This is a genomic window from Nocardiopsis suaedae (genome assembly GCF_027706745.1).
In the GTDB taxonomy this organism is placed as follows: domain Bacteria; phylum Actinomycetota; class Actinomycetes; order Streptosporangiales; family Streptosporangiaceae; genus Nocardiopsis_A; species Nocardiopsis_A suaedae.
On the sequence record NZ_JAQFWP010000005.1, the window covers coordinates 132,168 to 151,838 of the forward strand.

Here is a 19,671-nt window from a genome sequence, read left to right on the forward strand (position 1 = left end):
GCGGCCGGACCGGGCACGGTTCACCCGGCCTCCTCGGCGGAATCGGGGGCCGGGAGCGGCTCTCCGGTCTCCAGCAGGGTCTTCAGACCGGACACGACGCCGGGCCAGCCCTCCTGGATCATCCCGCGCAGGGTGCTGTCCGGTTCGAATCCGTCGTGGATCACGGTCAGCCTGACCGTGGCCCCGACGGGCTCGATCTCGAAGGTGACCCGGGACCGCGGTTCGGCGGCGAGCCTGGTGCGGGTCGCCTCGTCCACCCCGACCGCCCGGGCCCATTCGGGTGTGAACGTGTGCCAGGTGTAAGACAGGCGCCGATAGGGCTCGGAGGCGATGACGACCTGTTCGGGGTCCTCGATCGCCGCGTCCTGCTGCTTCCAGGTCATGGCCGCCCCGGCGGCCCAGTCGGAGTCGAACTCCAGCCCCCAGTAGCGGCGGGTGAACTCCGGTGCGGTCAGGCCCTGCCAGAGCCGTTCCGGGGTGGTCTTGATGTAGGTGGTGTACACGAACGCGGTGGTGTCCATGGCGGTGGTCTCCAGTGCGTGCTTGAGGTCGGCGAGTGCGCGCACGCGCTCGCGGTCGTAGCGGCTGATCCAGCGCTCGGCGATGGAGTTGATCGGCTCGGCGTTGAGGTAGTGCAGCTTTTCCCTGCCGCGCCGGACGGTGGTGACCAGGCCGGCCGCTTCCAGAAGGGCCAGGTGCTTGCTCACCGACTGCCGCGCCATGTCCAGTTCCGTGCACAGGTCGCGCAGGGTCTGCCCGTTGCGGACGTTCAGACTGTCCAGCAGTGTGCGGCGGGCAGGGTCGGCGAGCGCCTTGAATACCTCGTCCATCTCCGCCTTCTCAATATGCAGCCATCTGGCTGCATGAAACATTAGGCAGCCAGAAGGCTGCATGTCAATGCCCGGCCCCGGTTCGGTGGGAATCGGTGTGGCGGGATGTGAGATACCTCCCGCCGTGGCCCGGCGGGCTGGGCCCAGGGGGTGGCCGCGGTCTAACGTCGGATGAGTGGATGAGTCATTGGCCGCCGGGCGGGACGCCCTCGGGCACGCGGCGGGCAGTTCCGGGTACCGGCGGATCACCGCGGCGATGACCGCCGCGGGCGTCGCCACGTTCGCGCAGCTCTACGCGGTGCAGGCGGTCCTTCCCGGGATGGCCGAGGACTTCTCCGCCGCCGCCTCCACCGTCGCCCTCTCGGTCTCCTTCGCCACCGCCGGGCTCGCCGCGTGCGTCCTGGTCTGGAGCGGGCTCGCCGACCGGTTCGGCCGCGTCGGGGTCATGACGGCCGCCCTCGTCGTCTCCACCGTCCTCGGGCTCGCCGCGCCCTTCGCCCCCGAGATCTGGTCCCTGCTCCTGCTGCGCGCCCTCCAGGGCGCCTTCCTCGGCGGCGTCCCCGCCGTGGCCATGGCCTACCTCGCCGAGGAGATCGCCCCCTCCCACCTCTCCCGCGCCGCCGGGATCTACATCGCCGGGAACACCGTCGGCGGCATGTCCGGCCGCCTCGTCGCCGGCGCCGTCGCCGACCTCGGCGGCTGGCGCTGGGGCGTCGGCGCCGACTCGCTCCTGGCGCTGGCCGCGCTGGTCGTCTTCCTCGTCGCCGTTCCGCCCGCCCGAGGGTTCGTCCCCCGGCCGAGGAAGAGGCGGGACAGCGGCGGGGCGCAGGGGGCCGGGGACGACCGGTCCGGGAAACGGCCCGGCCACGGGCTGCTGCGCCGGGTCGGCGGGGCCGTGGGCGACCCGGGGCTGCTCGCCCTGTACGCCCACGCCCTCCTCCTCATGGGCGCCTTCGTCACCGTCTACAACTACCTGGGCTTCCGCATGATGGACGCCCCCTTCGGGCTGTCCCAGACCGTGGTGGCGTTCCTCTTCGTGGCCTACCTGGCCGGGACGGTCAGCTCGGCCGCCGTGGGGCGGGCCGTCGAGCGGTTCGGCCGCCACCCCGTGCTCGCCGGGTGCGTGCTGTTGATGGCCGGGGGAGCCGCCCTGCTCGTCCTCCCGGTGTTCGCCGCGGTCGCCGTCGGGCTGCTGGTGCTCACGTTCTTCTTCTTCGCCGCGCACACCACCGCCTCGGCCTGGGTCGGGCACCGCGCCGACCCCTTCGCGCGCGCTCAGGCCGCCGCCCTGTACACGCTCGCCTACTACCTGGGCTCCAGCGCCTTCGGGTGGCTCGGCGGTGTCCTCTTCGACGCGTGGGGCTGGGGCGCGGTCGTGGGGTTCGTGGTCACCCTGTGCGCGCTGGCGCTGGTGAGCGGCCTCGCCCTCCGCGCCGCACCGAGGGATCCCCGTTGATCTCGGGAGAAACGCCCCTAAATCCGTGTGGGTAGCGTCGTTTTTCCCGAGATCGACGACGGAGGGGCGTCACACCTTCGGCAGGATGTGCTCGGGGACCTCCGCGTTCACCTGGTGCAGCCGCGCCTGGGCCGCCCGGCGCAGGCGCCCGAAGCACTCCACCGCCGTCGTGGCGTCCCCGACCAGGCCGCCCTTGGTCACCGCCGGGACCCCGTCCAGGGGGCCGCCGCCGATGATGCCGTGCACCGCCAGCGGGACGATCTCCCCCGCCACCGCGAACGACCGCACACCCAGCTCGTCCAGCAGGCTCGCGGCCAGGTCGCCCCCGGTGAGGTACAGCCCGGTCGGCAGCGCGTGCGCCCCCGAATCCGACTCCACGTCGCGCACGGCGTCGGCGACGATCCCGGCCAGGAGCCCTGGCAGCGCCCGGAGCGCGGCGTCCGCCCCCGGCGCCCCCTGCGGCGGGGCGGTCGCCCGCACCACCACGAACTCGGGGAACACCGCCCCGGAGAGCCGCTCCCGCAGGGCCGCGGCGACCTCCTCCGCGTACTCCCCGGGGTCCGGCACCGGCTCCCCGCCCTCTTCCGCGCCGCCGGTCCCGGCCAGCAGCACCGGGTCCACGTCCACGAACCGGACCGGCCCCGTGCGCGCGACCGCCTCCAACTGGCGCCGGGTCAGCCCGGTGGTGCTGCCGACCACCGCCAGCAGCGGCCCCGGCGCCCCGGCCCGCCCCCGCAGCCGCATCGCATAGCCGAGCGCGGCCCCCGCCGGCCCGGGGTCGACCGACACCCACACCACGCCCTCGGTGCGGCGGGCCTCCGCCGCCGCCTCGGCCAGGTCCTCGATGCGGCTCTCGTCGGCGGCGTCGCACAGCACGACGGGCTCGTCGCCCGCGGTCAGCTCGGCCATCAGCAGCTCCCGGGTGACCTGCCGGGCGGGCACGTGCCGCACCGCCAGCCCGGTCTGGCGGCCCAGGATCCGCGCCACCAGCCCGGTGTCCATCGGGCAGAACGGGTCGGCGGCCACCTCGCTGGACTCCAGCGGCACCCCGTCGAGCAGCTGCACCCCGTCCACGGTGACCCGGCCGGTGGCGGGGAAGGCGGGCACGGCCAGGGCGCGCACCGCCAGCCGCTCGGGCACCCGCTCGCGCACCGCCCGCCAGGCGGCCTCCACCTCGGCGCCCACGTTCCCGCGCAGCGTGCTGTCCACCCGCTTGACCACCAGGTCCACCGGCCAGACCGCCTCCACCACGTCGGTGACCAGGTCGGCGGCCTGCTCGGGGGGCAGGTGCCGGCTGTCCAGGTTGGCCACCACCACGTCGTACTCGTCGGCGACCGCCGCGACCTGCTCGGGCGTCACCGTGGCCGTGCGCATCCCGGTCCGCGCGAAGCGGGCCCCGGTGGCGTTGGCCCCGGTGAGGTCATCGGCCACGACGAGTATGCGAGCCACGGTGGACGCTCCTTTGCGCGCTGTGGGCCGGGCGGCCCCGCGCCGCCCCGGTTCCTCCCCGTCAAATCTCTCATCCGCGGGGCGGGTGCGGCTCCGCCCGCGCAGCGGGTAGAGGGGGAGTGAGGGCGTAAGAGAGGCGTCTCACAGCCCTGCGAGCGGGGGCGGGGCCCGCGGGTGGTCTAGAATCTCGGGCAATTTAAGCACGTGGCCTGAGGCTTTCCGCGAACTTCGCCAAGGAGGACGATGACTCGACTCGCACGCGACACGATCCGGCGCATGCCCAAGGTGCTGCTGCACGACCACCTGGACGGCGGACTGCGCCCGAGCACCCTGGTCGACCTGGCCGCCGAGACCGGCCACCAGGGGCTGCCCGCGACCGACCCGGACCGCCTGCAGGAGTGGTTCTCGGCCGCGCACGGCTCCCAGGAGGAGCTGCTGGCCCGCCTGGACCCGGTGCTCGACCTGCTGCAGACCGCGCCCGCCTTGGTGCGGGTGGCCACCGAGTGCGCCCAGGACCTGGCCGCCGACGGGGTGGTCTACGCCGAGGTCAAGATCGCCCCCGAACAGCACACCCGCGGCGGGCTCACCCGTGAGCAGGTGGTGGACGCGGTCCTGGAGGGGCTGCGGGTGGGCACCGCCAAGGCCCGCCTGTTCGGCCGCGACATCCGGGTGCGGCTGCTGCTCACGGCGCTGCGCCAGGCCGCCGACTCCCAGGAGATCGCCGAGCTGGCGGTGCGCTGCCGGGACGCCGGGGTGGTCGGCTTCGACATCGCCGGGCCCGAGGCGGGCTACCCGCCCACCCGGCACCTGGGCGCCTGCGACCACATCCGCCGGGAGAACTTCAACCTCACCCTGCACGCGGGCGAGGGGTTCGGCCTCTCCTCCATCTGGGAGGCCATCCAGTGGTGCGGCGCCGACCGCCTGGGCCAGGGCGTGCGCATCATCGACGACGTGGCGGTGGCCGAGGACGGGACCTCCAAGCTGGGGCGGCTGGCCGCCTACGTGCGCGACAAGCGCATCCCGCTGGAGCTGTGCCCGACCGCCAACGTCAACACCGGTGCGGTGCCGGCGCTGGCCGAGCACCCGGTGGAGGTCCTGCGCCGACTGCGGTTCCGGGTGACGGTCAACACCGACAACCGGCTGCTGCACGGCACCTCGATGACCGAGGAGTTCGCCCGGCTGGGCGAGGAGTTCGGGTACGGCACCGAGACGCTGCGCTGGTTCACGGTGAACGCGATGAAGTCCGCCTTCATCCCGCACGACGAGCGGCTGGAGCTGATCGACCGGGTGATCAAGCCCGGGTTCGCGCGCCTGCGCGCCGAGTCGGCCGGGGCCGCGTTCTTCCGCCAGGAGGACGCCTGGTGAGGGGGCCGGTGACCGGGCGGCCGGGCGAGTGAACGGTCCCCTTCGTCGCACTCCACCCGCCCGGCGCCCGCTGCCTCCCCGCGCCACCGGGGAGTGACCGTGGGGCGGTGGGACCTCAGTCCTCCGCCGGGTCGACGACCGGGACCGCGAACGGGGGCGCCCCCGTGCCCTGGAGCCGGTGGCCTCCCCACACGTTCCGCTCGGTCAGCCGCCCCGCCCCCTCGTGGCCCGCGGGGGTGCGCACCAGCACCGAGGTGTGGCCCGCGTCGTACTCGGCGGCGACACCGGAGTGGGGCCACACGCGGCCCACCCAGGCGTAGGCCCCGGTGAGGGGGTCGAAGTGCCCGGCGATGCAGGCCTCGGCCTCGACCGGGCGGCCGTCGAAGACGAGGGTCACCGGTCCGCGGTACTCCTCCTCGTCGTCGCCCATTCCGCTCACGCCGACACCTCCTCGGGGGCCGGCTCCGCGGCCGTCGCCGCCGCGCGCCCGGCCCCGGCCCGTGCCGGGGCCGTGGGCCGGGCGCGGCGCGCCGCGCCCGGGACCTCCTTGCGGATCCGGTAGTTGTGCGGGTCGAACCGGAGCGTCTGCAGCGCGTACTCGAAGCTGAACCCGGGCCACAGGGTCACGTTCCGGCCCTTGGAGTTGAGGTACCAGCTGTCGCAGCCGCCGGTGACCCACACCGAGTCGCGGGTCTTGTGCTGCATGCGCGCCGAGTACGCCGTCTGCGCCTCGGGAAGCGCCTCCAGCCGGTCGACCCCGTTGCGCGCGGCGAACCGCAGCGCCGACATCACGTACCGCATCTGCGCTTCCAGGAAGAACACGTGCGAGGTGTGCCCCGGCCCGGTGTTGGGCCCGGCCAGGATGAACAGGTTCGGGTAGCCCGAGACCGTGGTGCCCTTGAGGGACTCCAGGTCCTCGCCCCAGCGGTCCCAGATGCTGCGCCCCTCGGCGTCGTGCACCATCTTGGCGGCCGGCATGTCGGTGACGTGGAAGCCGGTGCCGAAGATGATGGTGTCGACCTCGCGCTCGGTCCCGTCGGCCGCCACGATCGACTTCTCCCGGACCTCCGTGATGCCGTCGGTGACCACGTCGACGTTGGGCCGGTCGAGCGAGGGGTAGTAGTCGTTCGACAGCAGCAGCCGCTTGCAGCCCGGGACGAAGTCCGGGACCAGCTTCGCCCGCAGCTCGGGGTCCTTGACCTGGCGCTTCAGATGGGCCTTGGCGAGCGCGGCGACGCCCTTCATCAGCGCCGGGTACTTCACGAACCCCAGCACGTAGGTCTCCCGCCCCCAGTAGATGTTCTTGCGGAACACCTGCTGGGCCCCGGGCACGTTGTGGAACAGCCACTGCTCCAGGCGGGTGACGTTCCGGTCGTGCTTGGGGATGACCCACGGGGGCGTGCGCTGGTACAGGTCGAGCCGCCCCACCTCGGGCTGGATCTGCGGCACGAACTGGATCGCCGAGGCGCCGGTGCCGATGACGGCGACGTTGCGCCCGGCCAGGTCGCGGGAGTGGTCCCAGCGGGCCGAGTGGAACACGGTGCCCTGGAAGTCGGACAGCCCGGGGATGTCGGGGACCGACGGGTCGGCCAGGGCCCCGCACGCGCTGATCAGGAACTGCGCGGTGACCGTCCGGCCGTCCTCGGACTCGATCCGCCACCGGCCGGCCTCCGGCTCCCAGTGGGCCCCGGCCACGCCGTAGCCGAAGCGCACGTGGCGGTAGACGTCCTCCTCGGCGGCCACCTGCTGCAGGTAGGCCTGGATCTCCTCCTGGCCGGAGAAGGTGCGCGACCAGCCCGGGTTGAGCCGGAACGACAGCGAGTACAGGTGGGAGGGGACGTCGCAGGCGGCGCCGGGGAAGGTGTTGTCCCGCCACGTCCCACCGACGTCGTGGGCGCGTTCCAGCAGGACCAGGCTCTTGAGGCCGGCGCGCTTGAGCCGGGCGGCCATGCCGATCCCGGAGAACCCGGAGCCGATGACGGCCACCCGGTAATGGGGCACCGTGGTCTCGTTCTCGGTCACGTTGTCGTCGTCCCTTCGGCGCTGCGGGGTGCTGGGAGGGAAGGGGAGGGGAGAGGCGGCGGGGAGCCGGCCCGCGGGCTCAGGCGCGAAGGGCTCGCGGGCCGGCTGCTCGGCGGGCGCCCGGTGACGCGGGCGCCCGGGGTCATGCGGCGGCGGCCGCCACGGGGGCCGGGGCGCCCTTGCGGCCCAGCAGCCCGGCCCGGCGCCAGACGTACTTGGCGGGTCCGGCCAGCAGGCCGGCCTTGTCGAAGGTGGCCACGACCTTGCGGGCCGCCCAGGTCTTGGTGTCGATGTGGTGGGTGTTGCGCCGTGCGGCCTTGGCCGCCTCCTTGGGGTCCAGCCCCACGGAGCGGTACACCTCGGGGCTGATCAGCCTGGTGGTCGCGAAGTAGACGACCAGGCCCAGCACGAACCGGCTGTAGGCCTTGGAGACGGCGCCGTGCCGGTCCCAGTCCCGGATCAGCTCCTCGCGGGCGTAGCGCATGTGCCGCGCCTCCTCCACCACGTGGATCCGCGAGACCGCCTGCACCAGCGGGTCGAGCGTCTCGTCCACCATGCCCTCGCGCTGGAGCTGGTCGAGGATCTCCTCGACGAACAGCGCCCCGGCGAAGGTGAGCGGGCCGTTGGAGATCGCCTTGAACACCCGGCCCAGGTTGTGGGTGATGAAGTCGGGCCGGTAGTGGCGCCCCGCGAGCTTGTGCGTCATCTTCGCGAACATCACCGAGTGGCGGCACTCGTCGGCGATCTCGGTGTAGGCGTACTGCACGTGGTTGGTGGTGGGGTCGCGGTCGTAGGCGTGCCGGATCAGCATCTGCATGAGGATGGTCTCGAACCACAGCCCGATGGAGGCGATGCTGGCGACCTCGTGCCGGCTCAGCTCCTTGCGCTGGTCCTCGGAGAGGCGGTCCCACAGCTCGGTGCCGTACAGCGACACCCGGTGCGGGGCGATGGCGTACCGGTCCCTGTCGATCGGCGCGTCCCAGTCGATCTCCACGAGCGGGTCGTAGGAGGCCTTGGCCGAGGAGCGCAGCAGCCGTTTGGCGATGTCCTCGCGGTCGGTGACGGTCGGTTTCGGATCGGCCTGCACGGTCATGGCGGTTCTCCTTCGGGGTGCGGGCGAGCGGCCGGGCGGCGGGTCCCCGGCCGGGGCTCGGGCGGCTCAGCCGGGAGGCATCGGGACGCCGTGGCGCTCGTGCAGGCCGCGGGCGATCTCCCCGCCGGACAGCCTGCCCTCGCGGACCAGGTCGGCGATCTCGGTGGCGGCCACCCGGTCGACGAGGCCGGGTGCGTGCCGGGTCAGGCGCAGGGCGGCGGTGCCCAGCGCCGTGGAGGCGACGTCGCGCGCCGGGCGGGGCGCGGCCGCCGCGCGCAGGACGGCGAGCACCGTGTCGCGCAGGCGCTCGGCGGGCACCAGCCCGTCCAGCGACACCCCCGCGGCGCGGGAGTCGTCGTGGATGGGGGTGTCCACGTAGCCGGGGTGCACGGTGGTGACCCCCACGTGGGTGCCGTACTCGGCGCGGAGCGAGTCGGCGTAGGCGGTCACGGCGCGCTTGGAGACGACGTAGGCCGAGGCGAACGGCAGCGGGAGCCCCGCCAGCAGGGAGGCGGTGACCACCACCCGGCCCCGCTCGCGCACCAGGGCGGGCAGCGCCGCGGCGGTGGTGCGCCAGGTCCCCAGCAGGTTGACCTCCAGGGCCTCGCGGACGCACTGGTCGGGCATGGCGCCCACGTCCACGGCGGGGCCCACCCCGGCGAAGTGGATCAGCCGGTCGAGCCCGCCGAGCCGTTCGGCGGCGGCGCCGACGGCGCGGCGCACCGCGTCCTCGTCGGTGACGTCGCAGGCGAGCACCTGCCCGGCGTCGTCGGGCTTGCGGTCCAGGCCCACGGCGTCGGCGCCCAGGTGCCGCAGCACCCGCATGCTCGCCGAGCCGAACGCTCCGGAGGCGCCGGTGACCAGGACGCGCTTGCCACGGAGGGCGCCCAGAGGGGGTCGGGGCATATGTGATCTCCTCCACATGTCGTGCCGGAACGTTACAACGGACATTGTTACAGTGCAAGAGGGTGAAGTCGTGCGGACGGCAGGTTTTCCCTAGGCTGGGGCCATGGCCGAATACCGGATCGACGAGCTGGCGCGTCTCGCCGACACGACCGTGCGGAACGTGCGGGTCTACCAGGACCGGGGCCTGCTGTCCCCGCCGCGCAGGGAGGGGAGGGTGGGCATCTACACCGAGGCCCACCTGGCCCGCCTGCGCCTGATCGCCCAGCTGCTCAAGCGCGGGTACACCTTCGCCAACATCAGCGAGCTCGTCTCGGTCTGGGAGCGCGGCGGCGACCTCAACGACGTGCTCGGGTTCGAGTCCGCCATCGGCGACCCCTGGTCGGACGAGATCGCGGCGCACCTGACCTTCGAGGAGCTGGTCGAGCTCTTCCGGGGCGACGTCACCGACGAGAACATCGAGCGGGCCCTGGCCATGGGGCTCCTGGAGGTGGACGGCGACCGGTTCCGGGCGCCCAGCCCCCGGCTCCTGCACGCCGGGGCCGAGCTGGTGGCGGCCGGGATGTCGGTCTCGCGCGTGCTCGACATCGCCGAGCAGCTCGGCGGGTACATCGACGAGGCCTCCGAGGGCCTCGTGCGCGAGATCGCCGACCACATCCTGTCGGCGCACGCCCCGGAGGGGCTCCTGCAGGGCGACGACATCGCCGAGGCCGCCGACCTGGTGCGCCGCCTGCGCCCGCTGGCCCAGACGGCGGTGGACGCGATGCTCGCCCGCTCGATGGCCCGCCATATCCAGGAGGTCATCGGCGAGCACTTCTCCGACGTCCTTGAACACATCGCCTCCGGCAAGGAGCCCCGGCCCGCCTGAGCGTCCCGGCACCGCCTCCGGGCCCGCACCGGCAGGGATGCGGTCCATAGGGTGATTCTTCCTGATCGGGTGCGCCCAGGGGGCGGAATCTCCAGACCCCCGCTGATCTCGGGAATAAGGACGCTACAAGCGCGGTTCCAGCGTCCTTGTTCCCGAGATCAACGCTGGAGAGGCCGCGCACCCGCCGAGCGCGTTCCCGACCTCCCCCGAACACCACATCTAGGGCGGCGGGTCCAGGGCGACCCCGGCCAGGCGCGCCAGGTGGGCGCAGACCCGCTCGGGCTCCTCGGCCGGGACCATGTGCCCGGCCGCCTCGGCCACGTCGTGCTCGGCCCCGGGCAGCTCGCGGGCCAGCGCCCGGCGGGCACGGCCCGGGACCACCCGGTCCCGGCCGCCGGACAGCAGCACGGTCGGCACCCGCCGCAGCGCCTCCAGCCGCCCCCGGACGTCGTGTCCGGCCACCGCCGCCAGCCCCTCCGCCAGCACGTCCGCCGGGGCCGTGTGGAGCTGCTGCGCGCACAGCGCCACCTGGGCCGGCGGGGCGCCGTCGCCGAACGCCGTCCGCCGCACCGCCGCCCGGTAGACGGGCGACCGGTGCGGGAGCAGGCGGCGCAGCCCGTCCACCGCCCGGGGCACCGCTCCGGCCGTGCGCGTCCCCGCCGCCAGCGCTGCGCCGACCAGATGGGCCCGGGCACGGCCCCCGGACGCGGCCGGTCCCGGCCCCGCCGCCGCCCCGGCGGCCAGCAGCACCCCGGTGACGGTGCCGCCGAACAGGCCGGGCCGGTCGGCCGCCAGCCGGGCCGCGGCCATCGCGCCCAGCGAGTGGCCGCCCAGCACCACCGGCCCGTCCGCGGCGCAGGCGGCCACCACCCGCGCCAGGTCGTCGGCGAGCAGGCGCATGTCCATCCGGGCGGTGCCGCGGCCGGAGCCGCCGTGCCCGCGCAGGTCCCAGCGGACGACGCGGAGCCGTCCTCCGCTGCCCGCCGCCAGCCGGGTGGCGTGCGGGGCCCAAGTGTCGCAGCTCAGGCCCAGCCCGTGGGCGAGCACGACGGTGCACGCGGCCCGCGCCGGTCCGCGGGTGCGCAGGCGCAGCTCGGCGCCGTCGGGGGTGGTCACGGTCTCGGCCAGGTCCGCCGTATGGCGCAGAGGGGTCATGCGGGTCCTCGGGGGTGCGGGCGGCGGCCGCGGACGGGTCCGCGGCCGCGGCCGGGTCGGGGGGCCTCACACGGGTTGTTCCCCGGCGGGGGGCGCTCTCCCCGCCGGGGACCGGTCCGGGGCCCTCAGGCGGGGGAGAGGGGCAGCGGCCGGGAGAAGCGCAGCTCGGCGAAGGCGCCGGGCGGCACGGCCGGGGAGTCCGGGTGGACCGGCGCCACGGAGCGGTAGGGCTCGCCGGGGGCGGGCCGGGGGTCGGCGGCGCCCTTGTTCGGCCAGAACGACATCGCCCGCTCGGCCTGGGCGGTGATGGTCAGCGAGGGGTTCACCCCGAGGTTGGCCGAGACCGCCGAGCCGTCCACCACGTGGATGCCGGGGTGGCCGTAGAGGCGGTGGTAGGCGTCGACCACGCCGCTGTCGGGGGAGTCGCCGATCGGGCAGCCGCCCAGGAAGTGCGCGGTGAGCGGGATGTTGAACACCTCGCCGACCGTGCCGCCGGGGAAGCCGTCGATCTTCTCGGCCAGGCGGGAGAGCACCTCCTGGCCCTGCGGGATCCACGAGGGGTTGGGCTCGCCGTGGCCCTGGCGGGAGGTGAGCACCCGGCGGCCGGAGGCGCCGCGCCGGGTGTAGGTGGTCAGCGAGTTGTCCAGGGACTGCATGACCAGCCCGATGATGGCGCGCTCGGAGAAGCGGCGCACCGACAGGCTGCGGGCGAAGACGTAGGGGTGCCGGGCGGCCAGCCCCAGGAAGCGCATCCAGCGGGGCACCCGGCCGCCGCCGGGGACCTGGATCGTGGCGAGCATGCCCATGGCGTTGGAGCCCTTGCCGTAGCGGACGGGCTCCACGTGGGTGTGGGCGTCGGGGTGCATGGAGGAGGTGATGGCCACGCCCCGGGAGAAGTCCTCGGGCGGGTCCGTGCTGGCCGTCATGGCGCCGCCCAGGGACTCGGAGTTGGTGCGGGTCAGCGTGCCCAGGCGGGAGGAGACGCGGGGGAGCAGGCCGGTGTCGCGCATGCGGTGCAGGAGGTTCTGCGTGCCCCAGGTCCCGGCGGCGACCACCACCTGGTCGGCGGTGAAGGTCCGGGCGTTGGCGCGGGTGCGTCTGGCCCCGGTGGTGAGGGTGTCCGCGGCGTAGCCTCCGCCGGGCAGCTCGCGGACCCGTTCCACGGTGGTCATCGGGTGGACGGCCGCGCCGCCCTTCTCGGCGAAGTAGAGGTAGTTCTCGGTGAGCATGTTCTTGGCGCCGTGGCGGCAGCCGGTCATGCACTCCCCGCACTCGGTGCACGCACGGCGCTCGGGTCCCGCACCGCCGAAGTAGGGGTCCTTCACCCGCTCGCCGGGGGCGCCGCACGCCGAGCCGTCGGAATCGGCGCCGTCGCCGAAGAACACGCCCACGGGGGCCAGGTGGAAGCTCTCGCCCACGCCCATGTCCTCGGCGACCTGGCGCAGGTGCGCGTCCGAGGGGGTCACCGTGGGGTTGGTGCGCACCCCCAGCATGCGTTTGGCCTGGTCGTAGTAGGGGGCCAGCTCGCGGCGCCAGTCGGTGATGCCCCGCCACTGGGGGTCCTCGTAGAAGTCGTCGAGCGGCTCGTACAGGGTGTTGGCGTAGTTGAGCGAGCCGCCGCCCACCCCGGCGCCGGCCAGGATCATCACGTCGCGCAGGACATGGATGCGCTGGATGCCGTACATTCCCAGCCAGGGGGCCCAGATGAAGTTCTTCAGGTCCCACGAGCTGCGGGGAAGGGTCTCGGAGGTGTAGCGGCGCCCGGCCTCCAGCACCCCCACGCGGTAGCCCTTCTCGGTGAGGCGCAGGGCGCTGACCGCGCCCCCGAACCCCGAACCGATCACGAGCACGTCGTAGCGGCGTTCGGACGCGGTGCCGCCGGGGGCGGGCGCGGTGCTGCCGGCGTTGTCGGAGGCCAACGTGGCACCTTTCCTTCGTCGGGGGGAGCCGCCGCGGGCGTGACGGATTCGTTGCGTCCGCGCGGCGAATCATGCACTTGGAAATGTGACATTCACTATTGTAATGTTCGTCACTACCCCCGAGTAAGGCGTGGTCCATGTAACACGCGAGGCGGTGGCCGACGCAAGCGCCCCACCCCCCGATCGTCCGCTGACCTGCGGACCTGGAACGCAGGAGTCACCCCATGGCCGATCCCTCGACCGATGACACCCCCTCCGCCGCCGACGGCGCCGCACCCTCCGACGGCGCCACCCCTTCCGGCGGCACCCGCTGGCGCCGCTTCGCGCTGGCGGTCCTGCCCGGCCTCGGCGCCGCCGCGATCCTGGGCACGATGACGACCCAGGGGCTGCTCGCGGCCTCCTTCGCGGTCTCCGGCGACAGCTTCAAGATGTCCGCGGCCTCCCTGGAGGGCGAGGGCTTCACCCAGTACGGCGACGTCGCCACCTCGGTCGACGACAGCGCCCGCCCCGTCGGGCTCAGCACCGTCGACTACGCCGAACTGAAGGACCTGTGCATGTCCTCCCTGATCGACCTGCCCATCGGCACCGCCACCCTGCGGATCGGCGCCGGGGCCCAGACCCCCGTGGAGGGCACCAACCTGGTGATGGACGTGGAGCAGCTCCGGGGCGACGCGTCCTTCTCCAACATCGAGATCGGACGGGACGCCAGCACCCTGGACAAGGCCGAAGGCGGCGCCGGTCCCGCCGGCGGCTTCGGCCTGCAGTCCGACACGATCTCGGTGAAGGACCCGAAGATCACCTCGTGGGCGGTCAACGCGGGCAGTCTGAAGCTGTCCGGGCTGAAGCTGTCCCTGAAGCCCGGTGAAGACGAGTGCTACTAGACGATTGCTCCTAGACGATGCCGCTGACCTCCGGTAACGGGCGCGGGGTGCTCCGCGCCTTCGGTGAATGGCGCCGCACCCGCCCCTTCTGGGGCGGGCTGCTGGTGCTCGTCGCCGGGGTGGAGATGATGGTCGCCCCGGCCGCCCAGTCCCTGGTGCTGCCGCTCAACCTGGTGATCTACGCGGGGATCGCCGGGATCTCGGTGTACCTCATCGGCCTCCTGCTCATGGCCCTGGGCGTGCTCGCCTGGGTGCAGCCGCAGCAGCGGCTCTTCTACGGCGTGGTCGGCACCCTGCTCTCGGTGGCCTCCTTCGTCACCGCGAACTTCGGCGGGTTCGTCATCGGGATGCTGCTGGGCATCGTCGGCGGGGCGATGGTGTTCTCCTGGTCCCCGTCGCGCCCGCCCCGCCGCCGCGCCGCCCCCCGGGCGGACGGCGGCGGAGACGGCGGGGACGGCGGTCCCGCCGAGGGGCCGGGCGCGGGCGGGGAGGACACCGGTGGAGGCCCCGCCCGCGCCCACGCCGCCGTCGCCGTGCCGCTCGCCCTGGCGCTGGTGCTGCCCGCCGCGGCCGCCCCGGCCGACGGGTGGCCCTGGGACGACTGGTTCGGCGGCGGCGACGGGGAGGAGAGCGCACCGGCCGAGCCCGGACCCACGTCCTCCCCCTCGCCCTCCCCGTCCCCGTCCGGCGGCACCGGCGGCGGCGGACAGGACGGCTCCGACGAGGGCGCCGACGACGGCGCCGGGGAGCAGGACCCCGGCGGCGGGGACGAGGACGCCGAGGAGGGGGACGCGGAGGAGACCGGCGCCGACCCCGCCGAGTGCGAACGGCGCTCCGGCCAGGACGCGCTGGCCGCCGACGAGCAGGAGTTCCTGGACGCGGTCGAGGCCTGCGAGGCCGCCGACGAGGAGGGGACCGCACCCGAGGTCCGGGTCGAGCAGGGCGAGGACCGCTTCACCGCCTCCAACGCCGAGTCGGGGCTGACCGCCGACTCGCTCACCATGCGGGGCGCCTGGTTCGGCGGGGTCGTGGAGTACCCCGCCAGCGACGGCCCCGAACGCTACCTGCGCATCGTCATGCGCGAGGGCGACGTCACCGGCGGAGAGCTGTGGTGGAGGCACGCCGGCGGCCGGGCCTCGCTCGCCCTGCCCGAGATGAACCTGGCCGGCCGCGACGGGTCCACGGTGGTGCTGCACGTCCAGCGGATGACCGTGCGCATCCTCGGGATCAAGCTGACCTTCACCCCGGACTTCCCGCCGCCGCTGCTGCTGCCCTACATGGTGGTGACCGACGTGGACGTGTCCCGCCCGGTGGCCGAGGCGGCCCACCTGTCCGTCGACGGCCTCGACCTGATGGCGGACCGGGACGGGATCTGACCCGGGCCGCCCCGCCCGCCGCGGACCGGGCACCGCGACCGACCTCCCCGGGGCCCATCGTGTCCCTCGGAGCGGTGTGATCCCCCTCCGCCCCGGTCCCTCCCCGACCGCGGCGGCTTCACGCCGGCCCCGCCCGGCCTTCGGGCGTCCGGCGGCGGCGACGGCGCACGCGGCCGCCCCCGCCGGACGCTGAAGTCCCACCTCGCCAGCGGACGCCGTCCCATGGCCGCTTGTCAGGCCGACCGCCGGGCCGACCGGCCCGGCATCGGCTTGTCCCGGTACCGCTCCGGCACCGCCCCGTGCCGGTGCCGACGACACGGAGCGGGCGCGGCCGCCTCCGGCCGCGCCCGCTCAGCCGCCGGTCAGACCGCGGCCGTCTCCTCCTCCGCCGCGCGGACCCCGTGCGGCACCAGGCGGCTCGGAGCGCCCACGTAGGACACGTACAGCGCGTCGCGCGCCCGGGTGCAGGCGAGGAAGAGCAGGTTCCGCTCCTGCTGGTACACCTGCTCCAGGGCGACCGGGTCGCCCTCGGCCGCGTCCAGGGCGGCCTTGGGCGGCAGCAGCGGCTCGCTCACCCCCACCACCGCCACGCAGCGGAACTCCTGCCCCTTGAGCTTGTGCATGGTGCCCACCCGCACCGCGGGGGACGTGTCCACCGCGTCCAGCGGCGCGGTGGGGATGCCGCGGGCCTGCAGCTCCTTGGCCATGTGCCGGACCACCCACTGGTTGCGCCCGGCCACCGCCACCGACGAGGGGGCCACTCCGGCCTCCAGCCACACCCGCACCCACTCGGCGAGCGCGGCCCGCTCGTCGGCCCGGTCGCGGCAGCCGCGCAGCACCGGCTCGGGGCCGTGCAGCAGCGAGCGGTAGCCGGTCAGCGCGTCGGCGTCGTCGTCCAGGCCGACCTCGGGGCGGCGGCCCAGGATCGGCACCGCCCAGTCGAGGATCTCCTGGCTGACCCGGTAGCTCACGCGCAGCCGGTGGCCGCGCCCGCGCACGTTGATCCCGAGGGAGGCCAGGGAGACGCGGTTGTCGGAGATCCGCTGGTGCGGGTCGCCGACGATGAACAGGTCGTCCGGCCCCTCGGGGACGGCGGCGCGCAGCAGCCGCCACTGGGCCGGGTGCAGGTCCTGGGCCTCGTCCACCACGACGTGCCGGTACCGGGGGCCCACACGCCCCAGGTGCTCGGCGGCGGCCAGGGCGATCTGCGGGTAGGACCACTCGCCGGCCACCCGCATGGCCGCGGTGTAGCGGCGGATGGCGTCCCACACCTGGGGGCGGTGCTCGGGGGCCAGGTGCAGCACGCGGCCGCTGCGCTCGCAGCGCACGTAGTCCGACAGCCGGGTCAGGTTCTGCGCGAGCACCACCTGCTCCCACTCGTCGGCCAGGAAGCGGCCGGAGAAGGGCAGGCCGTCGTCGTTGGCCGCCTCCCGCCAGCGCTCGGCCAGGGTGTCCCGGCCCAGCGCGTCGGGCAGCAGGCCGGTGTGCTCGTGCACGATGCCGCGGGCGAGGCTGTCGACGGTGACGACCTCCACCCGGGCGCGCACCCGCGGGTCCGGCAGCAGGCGGTCGAGCTGCCCGGACAGGGTCTGGGCGAGCAGCCGGTTGTAGGTGGTCAGCAGCACGGTGCGGCGGGCGTCGGGGGAGTCGGCGGACTCCCGGGAGGCCAGGTGGGCGGCGCGGTGCAGGGCCAGCACCGTCTTCCCGGTGCCGGGGCCGCCGCTGATCTGCGCCGACCCGGCGTAGCGGGCGTCGACGATGCGGTGCTGGTCGGGGTGGAGGGTGAGCTGCCACTCGTCGAACGACGCGCCCAGGTCGAGCTCGTCGGGGCCGGTGACGCGGGGCGCACCGGCGGGGACGGGCGGCGGCTCCGGGGCCAGCTCGGCGCCGTCCTCGGGGACGGCGGTCCGGTCGCGGGCCATCGCCAGCGCGTCGTCCTGGCGGCGGACCCCCAGCAGGTACGTCCCGTCGCCGGTGCCGGGGACGAGCACGCCGGCCCATTCGGGGCCGATGCGCAGCAGGCGGGTGCGGGGGTCGGCGGCGTCGGCGACGGTCTCCAGGCGGTTCTCGTCGCCGTCCATGAACGCCTGCACGACGGTCAGGGCGGCGCCGCGGACGCCGGGGTCGAGACGGGAGAAGTCGGAGAGGAACGTCGGGGTGATCACGAGCTTGGGCACGTCCTTCTTGCCTCCGGTCGCCAAGGAGGGAGCGGTGAGCACAGGGGCCGGGTCGGCCGGGTCCCGGGCCTCCTGTCGCTTATGGGCATGCTCGTGGCGGAATTTAGGCAAACGCTGCCGGAGGACGGGTTCGAGGGGTTCTTCGGGCGGCATGTCCGGCCAGGTCAACGGCGCTTTTTCGATGGTGTTTTCGAGGGTCCGGCGACGTTCGTTCGGGGCCTTCCGCTGACCTGCGGTTCTTCCGCGGGGCCCAGAGTCCGGAAGTCGACTTATCGCCTGTCCGAAACTGAGGCCACAGGGAGGAGAATCCCCGGCCAGATCCCCTTCGGAGCGGAGGCACCCGACCGGTTTCGGTCACCTGGGCCCGCCGCCGGGCGGGGGCGGTTCCACGGCGAACCCGGGGGCCGGATCGGATCACCCCCGGGGCTCGGCGACACTGGGGGCGGTGCACCGACGCGTGCGCCCCCCCCCGCGCCTTACGCCCCCTGAGCCGCCTCTGCCCGCGAACCGACCAGGAGCCCCACCGTGCCGACCGCCCCCGTATCAACCCGCACCGACCTGCACCGGAGGTCGCTGCTCGCCGCCTTCCGCTGGATGGCCGCCATCGAGGCCGTCACCTGGGCGGGTCTGCTGGTCGGGATGTTCTTCAAGTACGTCGCTGTCGGCGACGACATCGGGGTGCGCGTGTTCGGGCCTCTGCACGGCGTCGCCTTCATCGGCTATGTCGCCGTGGCGCTGGCGGCCTGGTACCGCCTGCGCTGGGGGCTGTGGACCGGCCTCATCGGGCTCGCGGCGAGCATCCCGCCGCTGGGCACCGTCGTGTTCGAGCGCGTGGCCGCCGCCCGCGGCCTGCTCGACCCCGCCGCGCGCGCGGAGGCGGACCGGAGCGCCTGACCGAATCCGGCCCGCCGGTCCGTACACGGACCGGCGGGCTGCCGGGAGAGCGCTCGGTACCCCTGCCCGGGCCCGTCCTTCCCCGGCAGGGGCCCCGACCGCCCTGCGGGCGCCCGGGTGCCCGATCATCGCACGGACGGGCCCCGTTTCGCCGCCCGTTTCCGCGCCTGCCCCTGCAGGGGACCACACGCCCGCTCCGGCTATCGTGATGCCGAGCACATCGGGACCGGGCCGGCCGGACAGGAAGCGGGGAGCCGTGAGCCAGGAGAATCCGCGCGCGAGCATGCGCTGCGCCGACGCCGACCGCGAGCGCGTCGCGGAGGTCCTGCGCGAGGCCGCGGCCGCCGGACGCATCACCTTGGAGGAGTTGGACGAGCGCCTGGACGCCGCCTTCGCCGCGCGCACCTACGGCGACCTCGAACCGCTCACCGCCGACCTGCCCGAGCAGGAGGCGAACACCGAGCCGCTCGCCCCGTCCGCCGGGGCGGAGCGCGCGGAGGCGTCCCGGCCCCTGGTGCTGAAGTCGTCGGCGGGCACCATCGTCCGCAAGGGGGAGTGGGTCGCGCCGCGCCGCATCGAGGTGACCAACCCGATGGGCAGCACGGTGCTGGACTTCCGGTCGGCGGCGCTGTCCAGCGGCACCACCGAGATCGCCCTGACCTCGTCGTGGGGCGAGGCCCGCCTGGTGCTGCCGGACGGCGCCACGGCGGACGTGCGGGTGGACGCCTCCTGGTGGGGCAGCGTCGACAGCCGCGTCCCGGCCGACCCGGACCGCCCCAACCCCCACTTCGTGGTCACCGGTGAGGTCAAGGGCGGCAATCTGAAGATCCGCTACAAGAGCCGCTTCGACGACATGTTCGGCCTGCACGGCTGACGGAGCCCGGAAACCTCCGGCGCCGGACCATCCGGTGACCGGCCCCGGGCCGCCGCCGGTGGGCGGCGACGGAGGTCAGCGGCCCAGGCGGCAGCGCTGTCGGCTGCCCGGCGCGTGCGTGGTCACCGTTCTTGGCGGCGACGGCCGAAGCGGGCCGGTTCCCCGGGCCTGCCTGCCGCCCGTCCGGCTCCTTGGGGTGCAGGTGGGTAGCGGCTCGGCAGGTACCCCGCTGACGGGCCCCGGCCGGGCGGCGGGTCGTCGGGATGCAAGGTGACCAGCAGCAACGACGGGACCAGCAGGTACCCCGCTCTTGGGCGCCGGCCGGGTGGCAGGCCGCTGCGGTGTGGGGCGGATGGCGGCGACGGCGGAGCTGGTGCCCCGCTCCAGGGCCCCGGCCGTCCGGCGGGTC

The 19,671-nt window shown here is 74.4% G+C and carries 16 protein-coding genes; 7 read left to right on the plus strand and 9 right to left on the minus strand.

The genetic code is table 11. From position 1 onward, the window contains the following. Positions 1 to 20: 20 nt before the first annotated feature. Positions 21 to 830: an ArsR/SmtB family transcription factor gene (locus O4U47_RS04625; RefSeq protein ID WP_270676265.1), complete on the minus strand. Its 810-nt coding sequence runs from the start codon at positions 828 to 830 to the stop codon at positions 21 to 23. A gap of 187 nt (positions 831 to 1,017) precedes the next feature. Here O4U47_RS04625 and O4U47_RS04630 point away from each other — a divergent pair, with 187 nt between their 5' ends. Continuing rightward, the gene (locus O4U47_RS04630; protein ID WP_270676291.1) at positions 1,018 to 2,286 is read left to right on the plus strand and encodes an MFS transporter; all 1,269 of its coding nucleotides are present in this window, start codon (positions 1,018 to 1,020) and stop codon (positions 2,284 to 2,286) included. Positions 2,287 to 2,355: 69 nt separating this feature from the next. Here O4U47_RS04630 and O4U47_RS04635 read toward each other — a convergent pair whose 3' ends face one another. Beyond that, entirely contained in the window at positions 2,356 to 3,735 is a 1,380-nt protein-coding gene (locus tag O4U47_RS04635; protein ID WP_270676266.1) for a four-carbon acid sugar kinase family protein, read from the minus strand. A gap of 243 nt (positions 3,736 to 3,978) precedes the next feature. On the opposite strand from O4U47_RS04635, the gene O4U47_RS04640 reads away from it, so the two are divergent. Next, positions 3,979 to 5,100 carry an adenosine deaminase gene (locus O4U47_RS04640; protein ID WP_270676267.1) on the plus strand — a complete coding sequence of 374 codons (1,122 nt, stop codon included), beginning with the start codon at positions 3,979 to 3,981 and terminating at the stop codon, positions 5,098 to 5,100. Between the two features lie 115 nt (positions 5,101 to 5,215). Here O4U47_RS04640 and O4U47_RS04645 read toward each other — a convergent pair whose 3' ends face one another. The 4 genes from O4U47_RS04645 to O4U47_RS04660 all read right to left on the minus strand — a co-directional run bounded on the left by O4U47_RS04645 (position 5,216) and on the right by O4U47_RS04660 (position 9,121). Next, positions 5,216 to 5,539, minus strand: coding sequence for a DUF4873 domain-containing protein (locus O4U47_RS04645; protein ID WP_270676268.1), 324 nt, complete (start codon positions 5,537 to 5,539; stop codon positions 5,216 to 5,218). Further along, a complete protein-coding gene (locus O4U47_RS04650) occupies positions 5,536 to 7,122 on the minus strand; it encodes a flavin-containing monooxygenase (RefSeq protein WP_270676269.1) in 1,587 nt (528 codons plus the stop codon). Before O4U47_RS04650 ends, O4U47_RS04645 begins: the two co-directional genes overlap by 4 nt. A 142-nt stretch (positions 7,123 to 7,264) precedes the next feature. Continuing rightward, complete coding sequence (locus tag O4U47_RS04655) at positions 7,265 to 8,215, minus strand: AurF N-oxygenase family protein (protein WP_270676270.1); 951 nt, start codon at positions 8,213 to 8,215, stop codon at positions 7,265 to 7,267. 66 nt (positions 8,216 to 8,281) lie between these two features. After that, a complete protein-coding gene (locus O4U47_RS04660) occupies positions 8,282 to 9,121 on the minus strand; it encodes an SDR family NAD(P)-dependent oxidoreductase (protein ID WP_270676271.1) in 840 nt (279 codons plus the stop codon). A 103-nt stretch (positions 9,122 to 9,224) separates the two neighbouring features. Here O4U47_RS04660 and O4U47_RS04665 point away from each other — a divergent pair, with 103 nt between their 5' ends. Further along, positions 9,225 to 9,986: a MerR family transcriptional regulator gene (locus tag O4U47_RS04665; RefSeq protein WP_270676272.1), complete on the plus strand. Its 762-nt coding sequence runs from the start codon at positions 9,225 to 9,227 to the stop codon at positions 9,984 to 9,986. 219 nt (positions 9,987 to 10,205) lie between these two features. Here O4U47_RS04665 and O4U47_RS04670 read toward each other — a convergent pair whose 3' ends face one another. Continuing rightward, the gene (locus tag O4U47_RS04670; RefSeq protein WP_270676273.1) at positions 10,206 to 11,141 is read right to left on the minus strand and encodes an alpha/beta fold hydrolase; all 936 of its coding nucleotides are present in this window, start codon (positions 11,139 to 11,141) and stop codon (positions 10,206 to 10,208) included. Between the two features lie 125 nt (positions 11,142 to 11,266). After that, entirely contained in the window at positions 11,267 to 13,060 is a 1,794-nt protein-coding gene (locus tag O4U47_RS04675; protein ID WP_270676274.1) for a GMC oxidoreductase, read from the minus strand. A gap of 224 nt (positions 13,061 to 13,284) precedes the next feature. Here O4U47_RS04675 and O4U47_RS04680 point away from each other — a divergent pair, with 224 nt between their 5' ends. After that, entirely contained in the window at positions 13,285 to 13,941 is a 657-nt protein-coding gene (locus O4U47_RS04680) for a DUF6230 family protein (protein ID WP_270676275.1), read from the plus strand. A 17-nt stretch (positions 13,942 to 13,958) separates the two neighbouring features. Further along, entirely contained in the window at positions 13,959 to 15,317 is a 1,359-nt protein-coding gene (locus O4U47_RS04685) for a DUF6114 domain-containing protein (RefSeq protein WP_270676276.1), read from the plus strand. Between the two features lie 362 nt (positions 15,318 to 15,679). Here O4U47_RS04685 and O4U47_RS04690 read toward each other — a convergent pair whose 3' ends face one another. Continuing rightward, positions 15,680 to 17,494, minus strand: coding sequence for a UvrD-helicase domain-containing protein (locus O4U47_RS04690; RefSeq protein ID WP_270676277.1), 1,815 nt, complete (start codon positions 17,492 to 17,494; stop codon positions 15,680 to 15,682). 525 nt (positions 17,495 to 18,019) lie between these two features. Between O4U47_RS04690 and O4U47_RS04695 the strand changes: the two genes are divergently transcribed. Both O4U47_RS04695 and O4U47_RS04700 read left to right on the plus strand, forming a co-directional pair. Next, positions 18,020 to 18,388, plus strand: coding sequence for a DUF3817 domain-containing protein (locus O4U47_RS04695; protein WP_270676278.1), 369 nt, complete (start codon positions 18,020 to 18,022; stop codon positions 18,386 to 18,388). A gap of 283 nt (positions 18,389 to 18,671) precedes the next feature. Next, positions 18,672 to 19,262, plus strand: coding sequence for a DUF1707 SHOCT-like domain-containing protein (locus O4U47_RS04700; RefSeq protein WP_270676292.1), 591 nt, complete (start codon positions 18,672 to 18,674; stop codon positions 19,260 to 19,262). Positions 19,263 to 19,671 lie beyond the last annotated feature (409 nt).

Coding starts and splice junctions, on each gene's coding strand:
- O4U47_RS04660 (WP_270676271.1), bottom strand. CDS start 9,121: ATGCCCCGACCCCCTCTGGGCGCCCTCCGTGGCAAGCGCGTCCTGGTC.
- O4U47_RS04655 (WP_270676270.1), bottom strand. CDS start 8,215: ATGACCGTGCAGGCCGATCCGAAACCGACCGTCACCGACCGCGAGGAC.
- O4U47_RS04685 (WP_270676276.1), top strand. CDS start 13,959: ATGCCGCTGACCTCCGGTAACGGGCGCGGGGTGCTCCGCGCCTTCGGT.
- O4U47_RS04625 (WP_270676265.1), bottom strand. CDS start 830: ATGGACGAGGTATTCAAGGCGCTCGCCGACCCTGCCCGCCGCACACTG.
- O4U47_RS04680 (WP_270676275.1), top strand. CDS start 13,285: ATGGCCGATCCCTCGACCGATGACACCCCCTCCGCCGCCGACGGCGCC.
- O4U47_RS04640 (WP_270676267.1), top strand. CDS start 3,979: ATGACTCGACTCGCACGCGACACGATCCGGCGCATGCCCAAGGTGCTG.
- O4U47_RS04670 (WP_270676273.1), bottom strand. CDS start 11,141: ATGACCCCTCTGCGCCATACGGCGGACCTGGCCGAGACCGTGACCACC.
- O4U47_RS04700 (WP_270676292.1), top strand. CDS start 18,672: ATGCGCTGCGCCGACGCCGACCGCGAGCGCGTCGCGGAGGTCCTGCGC.
- O4U47_RS04665 (WP_270676272.1), top strand. CDS start 9,225: ATGGCCGAATACCGGATCGACGAGCTGGCGCGTCTCGCCGACACGACC.